Origin of the sequence: Pseudomonas tehranensis (assembly GCF_014268615.1) — a bacterium.
Lineage (GTDB): Bacteria > Pseudomonadota > Gammaproteobacteria > Pseudomonadales > Pseudomonadaceae > Aquipseudomonas > Aquipseudomonas tehranensis.
Window position 1 is genome coordinate 1 of record NZ_JABWQV010000042.1, and the last position, 12,242, is coordinate 12,242.

Annotated in this window: 10 protein-coding genes; 2 read left to right on the forward strand and 8 right to left on the reverse strand. The window is 60.6% G+C overall.

The window, feature by feature from the left end:
• Positions 1-54: 54 nt before the first annotated feature.
• Positions 55-2,232 (reverse strand): hypothetical protein, encoded by a 2,178-nt coding sequence (locus HU811_RS10090; RefSeq protein WP_186655613.1) that lies wholly within the window; start codon positions 2,230-2,232, stop codon positions 55-57.
• A 365-nt stretch (positions 2,233-2,597) separates the two neighbouring features.
• On the opposite strand from HU811_RS10090, the gene HU811_RS10095 reads away from it, so the two are divergent.
• Complete coding sequence (locus HU811_RS10095; RefSeq protein ID WP_092454298.1) at positions 2,598-3,947, forward strand: spinster family MFS transporter; 1,350 nt, start codon at positions 2,598-2,600, stop codon at positions 3,945-3,947.
• A gap of 138 nt (positions 3,948-4,085) precedes the next feature.
• Here HU811_RS10095 and HU811_RS10100 read toward each other — a convergent pair whose 3' ends face one another.
• Entirely contained in the window at positions 4,086-5,603 is a 1,518-nt protein-coding gene (locus HU811_RS10100; RefSeq protein WP_496198548.1) for an MDR family MFS transporter, read from the reverse strand.
• 69 nt (positions 5,604-5,672) lie between these two features.
• Complete coding sequence (gene pobA / locus HU811_RS10105; RefSeq protein WP_186655619.1) at positions 5,673-6,863, reverse strand: 4-hydroxybenzoate 3-monooxygenase; 1,191 nt, start codon at positions 6,861-6,863, stop codon at positions 5,673-5,675.
• 163 nt (positions 6,864-7,026) lie between these two features.
• Between pobA and HU811_RS10110 the strand changes: the two genes are divergently transcribed.
• Complete coding sequence (locus HU811_RS10110) at positions 7,027-7,920, forward strand: helix-turn-helix domain-containing protein (RefSeq protein ID WP_092454304.1); 894 nt, start codon at positions 7,027-7,029, stop codon at positions 7,918-7,920.
• Between the two features lie 7 nt (positions 7,921-7,927).
• On the opposite strand, the gene HU811_RS10115 is transcribed toward HU811_RS10110, so the two are convergent.
• The 5 genes from HU811_RS10115 to arcA all read right to left on the reverse strand — a co-directional run bounded on the left by HU811_RS10115 (position 7,928) and on the right by arcA (position 12,214).
• On the reverse strand, positions 7,928-8,104 hold the full coding sequence (locus HU811_RS10115) for a hypothetical protein (protein WP_177193333.1): 177 nt from the start codon (positions 8,102-8,104) through the stop codon (positions 7,928-7,930).
• Between the two features lie 254 nt (positions 8,105-8,358).
• On the reverse strand, positions 8,359-8,718 hold the full coding sequence (locus tag HU811_RS10120; protein ID WP_186655622.1) for a DUF5064 family protein: 360 nt from the start codon (positions 8,716-8,718) through the stop codon (positions 8,359-8,361).
• A 64-nt stretch (positions 8,719-8,782) separates the two neighbouring features.
• Complete coding sequence (gene arcC / locus HU811_RS10125) at positions 8,783-9,712, reverse strand: carbamate kinase (RefSeq protein ID WP_186655625.1); 930 nt, start codon at positions 9,710-9,712, stop codon at positions 8,783-8,785.
• Between the two features lie 166 nt (positions 9,713-9,878).
• The gene (locus HU811_RS10130) at positions 9,879-10,889 is read right to left on the reverse strand and encodes an ornithine carbamoyltransferase (protein ID WP_092397033.1); all 1,011 of its coding nucleotides are present in this window, start codon (positions 10,887-10,889) and stop codon (positions 9,879-9,881) included.
• A 68-nt stretch (positions 10,890-10,957) separates the two neighbouring features.
• Complete coding sequence (arcA, locus tag HU811_RS10135) at positions 10,958-12,214, reverse strand: arginine deiminase (RefSeq protein ID WP_092454310.1); 1,257 nt, start codon at positions 12,212-12,214, stop codon at positions 10,958-10,960.
• Between the last annotated feature and the right edge of the window lie 28 nt (positions 12,215-12,242).

Below are 12,242 nucleotides of genomic sequence, written 5' to 3' on the forward strand. Positions count from 1 at the left end.
CCACTGTGGGAGCGGGCTTGCTCGCGAAAGGGGCGACTCGGTCTTGCGCCTGCCTCAATAACTCTTGCCCGTATGGTTATTCAAAGAAATAACCTTGGTCTTGCCAATGCGGTGACGGTAGATCTCGCGCAGATACTTGATCGACTTCTTCACGCAGTCGCGGGACAGGCGGATGTCGTTGATCGAGACAAACTTGTCTTTGTCGCTGATCAGCTCGCGGTATTTCTTCTCGTACATCGGCTTGATCGCGTACCAGTTGGTGTCGAGGATCTTCGCCGGGTTTTCGAACTCGTTGAGCAGGTCGTCGATGCGCTCTTCGTCGAAGTCTTCATTGATGATGAAGTCCAGGATCGAGTTGTCCAGGGTGTCGTCGAAGCGATACGGGGTGCGGGCAAAGCAGCGTTTGATAAACGCCACGATCAGGGTCAGGAAGTCATCCGACAGGCAAGGACTCTTGGCGATCAGGGTGGTCAGCGACAGGTTGGCCGAGGCACCGATCACCAGCGCGTAACGCTTGAGGGTGGTGTTGGGGAACAGGCTGTTGAGGTGGGTCTTGAGCCGGTTCAGGTCCATGTAGGACAGCTTGTAGTCCTTGGGCAGCGAGACGATCGACACCACCGACGAGCAGTTCTTGAAAAAGTGCAGGTCATGCAGCGCGGCGGCGTCGTAGCCGGAATTCTTGTACTGCTCCAGCGAAGCGCGGTAGCGCTTGGATTCGATCGGCAACAGGCTGATGCCTTCGATGGCCTGGGTGACTTTGTTGAAGTGCGGCAGGTCGATGGAGCGGAAGAACAGGTCGTCGATGTTCAGGCGCGGCGGCTCCTTCTCGAACACCTTGAACTTGTCGCCGCTGGGCGCTGGCGTTTCCGGAACGACGGACTCGGCGTAGGCAATTGCCACCGGGCCGGCCAGGCTCATGAACAGGTCATTGGCGTCCAGGCGAATGGTTTCGCCAATGTCGATGCCGGCACGCCGGAAGTAATTCTGGTCGTAGTCGGTGGTCACCGCCTGAGCGGTCAGGATGTTGAAGATCTGCTGGGAGATGTACTGGTTGGCGTGCTTCTCCATGGCATTGACATCAATGTTCTGGATATTGCCGTCATCGCTCTCTTCGGCGTAGCGCATGATGTCGTTGGAGATCAGCATCATCGCGTTCCAGGGGCGGATGCGGCCCATCACGCTGGCTTCGCTGCTGTCGTCGTTGGCGAAGTTGTACGAGAAATCCCATTCTTCCGACAGGTACTTGCACAGCAGGCGTCCGGCGTTGATGTGCAGCGCCTCGGACATTTCGCTGCGGTGATCGGAAATGTTCGGCAGTACGCAAATGCCGCTGGTGAAGATCGGCTCGAAGACGAAGGAATGGCCGCTCTTGCTGTCGTGTTCGTCCATTGGCTTGGTGTCGAACGTCTTGTTCATGTACGAGTATTGCTGGGCCAGGCCGAACTCTGAGGCCATGCCCGAGCCGGTCCCGCCGCCGGCACTGAAGATCGAAAAGTACAGGCGCGACTGGTTGGCCTTGATGCCGCAGCTGTCGATCAGGTACGAGTGGATCATTTTCCAGTCGGGGCTGGAGAACCGCTGGGTGTCCTTGTTCAGGATGATCTTGGCCAGGTACTGCCCCAGGATCGGTGCGTTACCCGCGCCCCCGGCATGGACTTCCGACAGGTCCATGATTTTCATTTTGCTGTAGTCGCGCAAAAAGCCGCTTTTTTCGCCTTTGCGCGAAAAACGGATGCGTCCGGCGATGTCCTTGTCCAGGTCGCCGAGCATCACCAGGGGTTCGACCAGAAATACCGGCTTGCTGGCTTTGCTGGTGCCCAGGCGCAAATTGTTACGGATCCACTGCGCCGGGCTGTAGCCCTTGTCGCTATAGCCTTTGTCCTCTGCGTTGAACTCGTTGAGGTAGAACTTGCGGGCGTTGTACACCAGCTCGGCTACGTCCAGGGCGATGTTGGAGCCACAGCGACCCAGGCCGATCAGGCACACGGACGGGAACTCCTGCTGATCGCGTTCGCTTTCGTCGTCCACCAGGTGCGGCGGGCGCGGGAACACGCTGTCACGCAGGCCGTCGAGGTTGTCGAGGATGCGGTCGGTATTGGTTTCGGTGAAATACAGATACTGCTGAGTCGCCAGGGGACGCGAGCTGCTCGATGGTTTCGAGGTTTCAGGGCCGTTAGCGGCCGGGCTCAGCGTAAGATCGGATACTGCAGTGGCTGTTTTTTTAGAGGTCATTGTGCGCCATATGCCTGAACTGGTCGGTTCGATGACCACTGTCATCGGACCGTCGCGGATGGGAGCTCGCGTCCTTGACGACGCGAAGGTCGGCCCAAGCGTTCAGGGGGGGCAGCCTGAGCAGCGCTCGGGAAAATCTTTTCCTGATAGGTTGAATCGGCCATCGCGGAATGATCTTTAATCGAGAAGAGGCAAAATGATGGCTATCTTTTCAGGGAATTGATCGTAGTCACGAAACACGACGCTTGCCATGGTCGTATATCAGCCGTGCGAATGATTGGAGACAGCCTGGGCGCCGCTGTCTAGATTGCAGACTCCGGGTTCGGATGCCTCGCCGTGCCCCATAACAATAAAGAGACGGACCCATGCAGAACTCGACCCAAGCGGCGAATGCCTGGCGCATTCTGTTCCTGCTGTTCCTGGCCAACCTGTTCAACTTCTTTGATCGCACCATTCCGGCGATCATCATCGAACCGATCCGTATGGAGTGGAGCCTCAGCGACTTCCAGATCGGCATCATCGGCACCGCCTTTACCATCGTCTATGCCATCGCCGGGCTGCCACTGGGGCGCCTGGCCGATACCGGTTCGCGCAGCAAGTTGATGGGCTGGGGTCTGGCGACCTGGAGCGGGCTGACGGCGGTCAATGGCTTGGTGGGCAGTTTCTGGGCGTTTCTGGTGGTGCGCATGGGTGTGGGGATCGGTGAAGCCAGTTACGCGCCAGCGGCCAACTCGCTGATCGGCGACCTGTTTCCGGCTCACCGTCGGGCGCGGGCCATGGGCATTTTCATGCTGGGCCTGCCGATCGGCCTGCTGCTGGCGTTCTTCACCATCGGGGCGATGGTCAAAGCCTTCGACAGCTGGCGCGCGCCGTTCTTTATCGCGGCGGTGCCGGGGCTGGTGCTGGCGGTGTTCATGTTTTTCATCAAGGAGCCCAAGCGCGGCGCGGCGGAAACGGTGCAGATCTCCCAGGAAAAAATCGACAGGCCGATCCGTCGGGTGTTGGCGATTCCTACTTTCCTGTGGCTGGTGTTGGCGGGGCTGTGTTTCAACTTCGCCACCTATGCCTGCAACTCGTTCCTGGTGCCGATGTTGCAGCGCTACTTCCTGATGCCGCTGCACGACGCGGCGGTTGCCACCGGGATCATGGTGGGCGTGACCGGGCTGTTCGGGTTGACCCTGGGCGGCTGGATTGCCGATAAGATTCATCAACGGGTGCCCAACGGACGCTTGCTGTTCGCCGCGTTCAGCCTGGTGATCTCCACGGCCACCACCGCTTGGGCGTTGTATGCCGGGCGGATTGAAATTGGTGTGTTCGTCGCGGTGTTCAGTGTCGGCTGGTTGTTTGCCTATACCTTTTATACGTGCGTGTACACGGCAATCCAGGACGTCGTCGAACCGCGTCTGCGGGCCACGGCGATGGCGTTGTTCTTTGCCGGGTTGTATCTGTTGGGTGGAGGCATGGGGCCGGTGGTGGTGGGTGGTTTGTCTGACTACTTTGCCCATGCGGCCATGGCCGCGGCCGGCGCCGCGCAAATGACCGAGGCGTTCAAGGCCATTGGTTTGCATGACGCGATGTTCCTGATCCCGGTGGCGCTGTTCCTGACCATGGTGTTCCTGTTCCTGGCGTCGCGCTGTTTTGTACGCGATGCCAAGCGGATGAAGGATGGGATGAGTGCGCAGGTGGTGCCGGAGGGTGTCGCGGCGACGGCTTGAAGAGACTTTGTGGCAACGATGCCTTTGTGGCGAGGGAGCTTGCTCCCGCTCGGTTGCGCAGCGACCGCAACATTTTTGGGGCCGCTTCGCAGCCCAGCGGGAGCAAGCTCCCTCGCCACAGAGGTGGTGTGTTACAGGTTACCCAAACTTCTCATCCCGCCCACGCAGCAAGCGATTGGGCATCGCCACCGCGGCCGCCAGCCCCAGCAACGACACCGCCGCGCTGATCAACAGCAAATGCCGGAATGTTGCCTGCAATGCCTGGCGCAAGAGCTCCTGCGCCTCGCCCGGGGCGGCGTTCAGACCGTCCAGCAAGACATTGCCGGAATGACCTTCACCCAACGGTGACGAACCGGCGAGTTGGGCAACGTTTGAATCCTGCAGCAAGGCCAGCAGCAACGCCGACATCAGCGCCACGCCCACGGCGCCGCCGAGGGAGCGGAACAGGTTGGTGGTGCTGGTGGCGACCCCGATGTCCTGCTGTTGCACCGAATTTTGCGACCCCACCAGCGAAGTCGGGAACTGCATGCCGGAAGCGATGCCGCTGAGCAGCATGAACAGGCTACTGAGCCAGAACGCGTCGGGCGGGGAGAAGGCCATGCCGAGGATGGCGAACGGGAAGAGCAGGGCGCCGCAGAGGATCATCGGTTGGTAATGGCCGGTGATCGAGGTACGGCGTCCGGCAAAATACGCACCCATGGGCAGCCCCATCGCCAACGGCAACAGGTGCAACGCCGCGCTGTCGGCACCGGCGCCGGTCACGCTCTGGAAGCGCAACGGCACCAGCACCGTCAGGGAAATCGCCTGGAAGCTGGTGAAAAACACCGTGCACCAGCACAGCACCGCGCTGCGGTTGGCGAACAGGTGCATCGGCAGCAACGGTTCCCGCGCCCGACGCTCGTACCAGACGAACACCCCCAGGGCTATCCCTGCGCAACCCAGTAATCCCAGCACTTCACGGCTGTGCCAGGCATGGCCCTGGCCGACCTCGGTGATCCCCAGCAGCAACGCAGTCAGGCCAATGATCAACAACACGGTGCCCAGGTAATCGATGATCGGCGTGCGTTGCGGCACTGGTAGCCCCACCAGGGTGCGGCGGGCCACCCACCAGGCCGTGAGGCCCAGCGGCAGGTTGATCCAGAACACCCAGCGCCACGACAAGTATTCGGTCATGTAGCCACCGAGCACCGGCCCGGCCACGCTGGCCACCGCGTACATGCTGCTGAAGTACCCTTGGTAGCGACCCCGCTCGCGTGGCGGGATGATGTCGCCGATGATCGCCTGGCTCACGGAAATCATCCCGCCGGCGCCGATGCCCTGGAATATGCGCGCCAGCACCAGTTGCTCCATGTTTTGCGCCAGTCCACAGAACAGTGAGGCCAGGGTGAACAGCCCCATGCCGAACAGCATCAACGGCCGACGACCGTAGAGGTCACCGAGCTTGCCGTAGATCGGCACCGCCACGGTCATGGCGACCATGTAGCCGGAAATCACCCAGGCCAGCAGCCCGACATCACCCAATTGGGCGGAAATGGCCGGCATCGAGACGGCGACGATGGTCTGGTCCAGTGCGCCGAGAAAAATCGCCAGCATCAGGGCCACCAGCACACTACGGATGGCAGGCTGTGGGGCTTGGGAGGTATGGGCTTGAGTCAAGGCAGAACCTGCGGGCATCACGCCTGGTTGGCGAAGAGGACTGAGCCCGCAGTTTAAGTCGATAGCCGGCTATTCGATAGCCTCATAAGGAAGTCCGACGTAGTTTTCCGCGATGGTTTTTCGACCCGCCTCGGAGTCGACGAAATATTCCAGCTCCGCTTCGCTGATGCGCTGGTTGAAGGCGTCGTCGTCGAAGCGGTGCAGCATGGAAGTCATCCACCAGGAGAAGCGCTCGGCTTTCCACACCCGTCGCAGGCAAATGGCCGAATACTTTTCCAGCAAGTCGGTACGGCCGTCGCGATAGACCTTGAGCAGAATGTTGAACAGCGTGCTGACGTCGCTGGCGGCCAGGTTCAGCCCCTTGGCGCCGGTGGGCGGAACGATGTGGGCCGCGTCACCGACCAGGAACATCCGTCCATACTGCATCGGCTCGACCACGAAGCTGCGCAGCGGCGCGATGCTCTTCTCGATGGAGGGACCTGTCACCAGTGCCTGGGCCAGGTCGGCTGGCAGGCGGTTTTTCAGTTCAGACCAGAAGCGCTCGTCCGGCCAATCGGCCACTTGCTCCTCGGCAGGCACTTGCAGGTAATAACGGGTGCGAGTCTTGGAGCGCATGCTGCACAGGGCAAAACCACGTTCGTGGCGGGCGTAGACCAACTCCTCGTGAACCGGTGGGGTGTCGGCCAGGATGCCGAGCCAGCCAAACGGGTAGACCCGCTCGAAGACCTTGAGTTTTTCCGCCGGGATTGACTGGCGCGCCACACCATGGAAACCGTCGCAACCGGCAATGTAATCGCAGTCCAGGCGCCAGGTTTGCCCTTGGTGCTCGAAGGTTACGAAGGGGCTGTCGGTCTGCATGTCGTGGGGCTGGGCATTGCCGACCTGATAAAGCGTGCGGGCGCCGGCGGCCTCCCGGGCGGACATCAGGTCGCGGGTGACTTCGGTCTGGCCGTAGATCATGACGTTTTTACCGCCAGTCAGGCCCTTTAGATCGATGTGCACCCGCCGACCGTTGAGTGCCAGCTCAAAGCCGTCATGGGGCAGCCCCTCGGCGTCCATGCGCTGGCCGACGCCGGCCTGGCGTAGCAATTGGGCCATGCCTTGCTCCAGCACACCGGCGCGGATGCGGCTCAACACATAGTCCGGGGTCTGGCGTTCGAGGATCACCGTGTCAATTCCAGCGTTGTGCAGCAATTGGCCGAGCAGCAGCCCAGAGGGGCCGGCACCGATAATGGCAACTTGGGTCTTGAGGGTTTTCATTGTTGTTATGGCTCGCACGAAGCACACGACCAGGGTCGGTGTTGATTGGGGTGCTTGCATTTTTCGCTTGCGGACCTGTCAATTGAAGGGGAAAACTGAGCCGATACCTGTACTTTCTACCAATCGGTGCGATTATCGCCCGCAACCCAGGCCGATCCTCGTGATGAAAAAAACAGACCTGCCTTCAATCCCGGTATTCAAGCTCTACGGCGAAAGCCAGGATTGGCCGACTCCGGACCTGCTGCACTGTGAAACCATCTCCAAGCGCAGCCGAGAGCACCAATGGGAGATCAAACCCCATCGGCACGCCGATCTCTGTCAGTTGTTGTTTGTCTTCAAGGGCCAGGCGGAGTTGGAAATCGAAGGCCAGCGCACACGGCTCGACGAGCCGGCGGTGCAGATCCTGCCGCCATTGTCGGTGCATGGCTTTCGTTTTTCCGAGGATGTGGACGGTTACGTGGTGACTCTGGCGGCACCGCTGGTGACGCACCTGCAATCGCAGCTGGGTCATTCGGTCAACGTGCTGGCCCAGGCCGAAAGCTACCCGGCCCTGGAAGATGCCGAATACCTCAATAGCCTGTTCAGCGCCCTGCAGGCTGAATACGGTGGGCATCAGCCGGCCCGGGAAATGCTGATGCATGCCTTGGTCAGCGTGATCATGGTCTGGGTCAGTCGTCAGGTGATGCAGCGGCGCACGCAGGCCCAGCGCCCACAACGCGCGCGGGAGTACCTCAACGGGTTCATTCAGTTGGTGGAAGAAACCTATCGCCAGCATGTCAAGGTTGAAGACCTGGCCCATCGTCTGGGCATCTCCGTGTCGCACCTCAACGGCACCTGTCGGGAATTGGCGGGGCAGCCGGCCCTGCAGATCATGCATGAGCGCCAGCTACTGGAAGCCAAGCGGCTGCTGACCTACACCGGCATGACGATCTATGAGATTTCCGAAATGCTCGGTTTTTCTGACCCGACCAATTTCACCCGGTTGTTTCGCCGACGGGTTGGCATCTCTCCCAAGGCATTCCGTGACCGGCTCAAGACCGATCAGCAGGACGACTGAACACGCCTCAGCGCAAAGCGTTCAGGGTCGCGCTATGGGGAATGCAGCGCTCCAGGTTGCAACTGGCGTGTTCACGGGGCAGTTGTCTGGCCTGCTCGACCCGATAGGCCGCCGTGCCATACAGCGCCAGCGTGACGGTGCAGGTGACAAAAATGGCGAGGCGTCTTCTTGTTTTGATGTTCATGGCGGTGACCTCTGAACGAATACCCTTGGGTACTACTTTCAGCATAGGTCAGCCATGGCGGGTTGCCAGCCAGGCAGTGAGTGCGTTTAACCCGATATTCAGAACATTGATAACCCTTGTGGGAGCGGGCCTGTGGGAGCAAGGCTTGCCCGCGATGCAAACACCTCGGTGTAGCTGATAGACCGAGGCGATACCATCGCGGGCAAGCCTTGCTCCCACAGGGCACACACACGTAGAGGTGTTTTTCGCGTGGGTTATTCCAGATGCTCAGGCTTCATCGGGTCGCCCGGCTTGACGTCCAGTTGCTTGCGTACGTCTTCGAACATCTCATCGTAATACTTGTGCATCGAGCCAATGCTGGCGCTCTTGGGCATGCCGTGTGTCTGAGCGATGCGCGTGGCATGGCGGGCGAAGTCGAAGGCCTGGTCCTTGGCCAGGAAAAAAGTTTCGTCCACGGATTTATCCTCGACCGTGCCGTGCAACCGGAACGACATGCCCTGGCCCTCCTTGGGGTCCTGCGCCAGCTCATAGTCGATACACAGGTTGTAGCTGAAATCATCCTTGTTCAGCGCGTGGCGCTCCATATGCAGGTGACCGGGTTCGAACATGGCCATAAACGACTCTCCTTCGAAGGCGTGGGTGTAGGGCAGACCCTGGATCCGCCCCGCAAGTTTCCTGTTATCGATAGGCGATGCCGGGTGTTGCCGTGCTGATGCGCGTACCGGCGGTGCCCTGGACGATGGCCTCAATGTCTGAGAGTGATCCAATCACCGCGACCTTGCCAGTGTTGCGGGCAAATTCGCAGGCGGCCTGGACTTTCGGCCCCATGGAGCCGGCGGCAAACCCCAGCTTTTCCATTTCATCGGGGTGAGCCTGGGCAATGGCTTTCTGGGTCGGCTTGCCGAAGTCGACGAACGCGGCGTTGACGTCCGTGGCGATCACCAGCAGATCGCTTTCCAGTTGTTCAGCCAGCAGCGCCGAGCACAAGTCTTTGTCGATCACCGCTTCCACGCCCTGGAGCTTACCGTCGGCGTCGTACATCGTCGGGATGCCGCCACCGCCGGCGCAGATCACGATGCTGCCCTTTTCCAGCAGCCACTTGATCGGGCGGATTTCGAAGATGCGCTTGGGCCGCGGGCTGGCGACCACGCGGCGGAATTTGTCACCGTCCGGGGCAATCGCCCAACCTTTTTCGGCCGCGAGTTTTTCCGCCTCAGCCTTTGTGTAGACCGGGCCAATGGGCTTGGTGGGGTTCTGGAAACCCGGGTCGTTGGCGTCCACTTCGACCTGGGTCAACAGCGTTGCGAACGGCACTTCGAAGTCCAGCAGGTTGCCCAACTCCTGTTCGATAATGTAGCCGATCATGCCCTCGGTCTCGGCGCCGAGCACATCCAGCGGATACGGCGTGACCGAGGTGTAGGCCGCGGCCTGCAGCGACAGCAGGCCGACCTGGGGGCCATTGCCGTGGGCGATGACCAGCTCGTTGCCGGGGTGGATCTTGGCGATCTGTTCGGTCGCGGTGCGGATGTTGGTGCGTTGGTTGTCGGCGGTCATGGGTTCACCCCGACGCAGGAGGGCGTTCCCGCCAAGGGCTACGACGATGCGCATGGTGCTGTCCTCTGACAGAGAAATAATGGACGACTCGGTCCCCTTGTGGGAGCGAGCCTGCTCGCGATGACGGCAGCACATCCAACATCAATGCAAGCTGATACTCCGCTATCGCGAGCAGGCTCGCTCCCACAGTGAAAAACACTTCAGCTGGGGGCGGCCGGTGTCAGATATCCGCCAGCGCCGACACCAGGATCGCCTTGATGGTGTGCATGCGGTTTTCCGCTTGCTCGAAGGCGATGTTGGCCGGGGATTCGAACACTTCTTCGGTCACTTCCACACCGTTGGCCAGGTTCGGATAGCGCGCGGCGATGTCTTTGCCGACCTTGGTTTCGCTGTTATGGAAAGCGGGCAGACAATGCATGAATTTCACCCGAGGGTTGCCCGAGGCTTTCATCATTTGCGCGTTGACCTGATAGGGCAGCAGTTGTTCGATGCGCTCGTCCCATGCCTCGACCGGCTCGCCCATGGACACCCAGATGTCGGTGTGGATGAAGTCCACGCCCTTGACGGCTTCCTTGGGGTCTTCGGTGATGGTGATGCGGGCGCCGCTTTCAGCGGCGAAGGCCTGGCACTGGTCGATGAAGTCCTGTTGCGGCCAGAGGGCTTTGGGAGCGCCGATGCGCACGTCCATGCCCAGTTTGGCGCCGATCATCAGCAGCGAGTTGCCCATGTTGTAGCGGGCGTCGCCCAGGTAGGCGTAGCTGATGTCATGCAGCGGCTTATCGCTGTGTTCGCGCATGGTCAGGGTGTCGGCGATCATTTGGGTGGGGTGGAATTCAGCGGTCAGGCCGTTGAACACCGGCACGCCGGCGAACTTGGCCAGCTCCTCGACGATCTCCTGTTCGAAGCCGCGATATTCAATGGCGTCGAACATCCGTCCCAGCACCCGGGCGGTGTCTTTCATGCTCTCTTTGTGGCCGATCTGCGAAGAGACGGGATCGATGTAGGTAACGTGGGCGCCCTGGTCATGGGCCGCGACTTCGAAGGCGCAGCGGGTGCGGGTCGAGGTTTTCTCGAAGATCAGCGCGATGTTCTTGCCCTTGAGGTGTGGCCGCTCGGTGCCGGTGTATTTGGCACGCTTGAGGTCCCGGGACAGGTCCAGCAGATAATGCAGCTCGCGGTTGGTGTGGTGCATCAAACTCAGCAGGCTGCGGTTGTGCATGTTGAAAGCCATGATGGATCTCCTCAGGTGGGGGTTATCCCCTGGGCTGCGTTGGATAAACAGCAACCCAGGCTCAAAGGTCAGTAGTCGATCGGGTCGCGAATGATCGGGCAGGTCATGCAATGGCCGCCGCCACGGCCTCGGCCCAGCTCGCTGGCGCTGATGGTGATGACTTCCACGCCGGCCTTGCGCAGCAGGGTGTTGGTATAGGTATTGCGGTCGTAACCGATCACTACGCCCGGTTCCAGGGCCACCACGTTGTTGCCGTCATCCCATTGCTCGCGTTCGGCGGCGAAGCTGTTGCCGCCGGTTTCCACCACGCGCAGCGCTTTGAGGTTCAGGGCCTTGGCCACGGTGTCGAGGAAGTTGGTTTCTTCGCGACGAATGTCGATGCCGCCGGGTTTGCTCTCGTCAGGGCGCAGGGAGAAGGCGACGATCTGGCTCACCACTTCCGGGAAGATCGTCACCAGGTCGCGGTCGCAGAAACTGAACACGGTGTCCAGGTGCATGGCGGCGCGGGACTTGGGCAAGCCGGCGACGATCACGCGTTCCACGGCCTTGTGCTTGAACAGATTCAGCGCCAGTTGGCCGATGGCCTGGCGCGACGAACGCTCGCCCATGCCGATCAGTACCACGCCGTTGCCAATCGGCATCACGTCGCCGCCTTCCAGCGTAGCGTTGCCGTGATCCTGGTCGGGGTCGCCGTACCAGACCTGGAAGTCGGCCTGGGTGAATTCGGGGTGGAATTTGTAGATGGCGCTGGCCAGCAGGGTTTCCTGGCGTCGCGCCGGCCAATACATCGGGTTCAAAGTGACGCCACCGTAGATCCAGCAGGTGGTGTCGCGGGTGAATTGAGTGTTGGGCAATGGCGGCAGGATGAAGCTGGAGTGACCGAGGAAGTCGCGGAACATCTGGATGGTCTTGCCACCGAAACTGTCCGGCAGATCATCGGCCGAGACGCCGCCGATCAGGAATTCGGCGATCTTGCGCGGCTCCAGGCTGCGCAGCCAGGAATCGACTTCATGCACCAGGCCAATGCCGACCGAGTTGGGGGTGATCTTGCGTTGCAGGATCCAGTCCAGGGCTTCGGGAATGGCAACGATATCGGTCAACAGGTTGTGCATTTCCAGCACATCGACGCCGCGCTCGCGCATTTTGGTGACGAAATCGAAATGGTCGCGCTTGGCCTGGTTGACCCACAGGACATCGTCGAACAGCAGTTCGTCGCAGTTGTTCGGGGTCAGCCGCTGATGGGCCAGGCCAGGGGAACACACCATGACTTTGCGCAGCTTGCCGGCTTCGGAATGAACGCCGTACTTCACTTTTTCCGTGGTCATTACAAAGATCCTCCAGATAAAACAATCA

Coding starts and splice junctions, on each gene's coding strand:
- HU811_RS10110 (WP_092454304.1), top strand. CDS start 7,027: ATGAAAAAAACAGACCTGCCTTCAATCCCGGTATTCAAGCTCTACGGC.
- HU811_RS10090 (WP_186655613.1), bottom strand. CDS start 2,232: ATGACCTCTAAAAAAACAGCCACTGCAGTATCCGATCTTACGCTGAGC.
- arcC (WP_186655625.1), bottom strand. CDS start 9,712: ATGCGCATCGTCGTAGCCCTTGGCGGGAACGCCCTCCTGCGTCGGGGT.
- HU811_RS10130 (WP_092397033.1), bottom strand. CDS start 10,889: ATGGCTTTCAACATGCACAACCGCAGCCTGCTGAGTTTGATGCACCAC.
- HU811_RS10120 (WP_186655622.1), bottom strand. CDS start 8,718: ATGGCCATGTTCGAACCCGGTCACCTGCATATGGAGCGCCACGCGCTG.
- HU811_RS10115 (WP_177193333.1), bottom strand. CDS start 8,104: ATGAACATCAAAACAAGAAGACGCCTCGCCATTTTTGTCACCTGCACC.
- HU811_RS10095 (WP_092454298.1), top strand. CDS start 2,598: ATGCAGAACTCGACCCAAGCGGCGAATGCCTGGCGCATTCTGTTCCTG.
- pobA (WP_186655619.1), bottom strand. CDS start 6,863: ATGAAAACCCTCAAGACCCAAGTTGCCATTATCGGTGCCGGCCCCTCT.
- arcA (WP_092454310.1), bottom strand. CDS start 12,214: ATGACCACGGAAAAAGTGAAGTACGGCGTTCATTCCGAAGCCGGCAAG.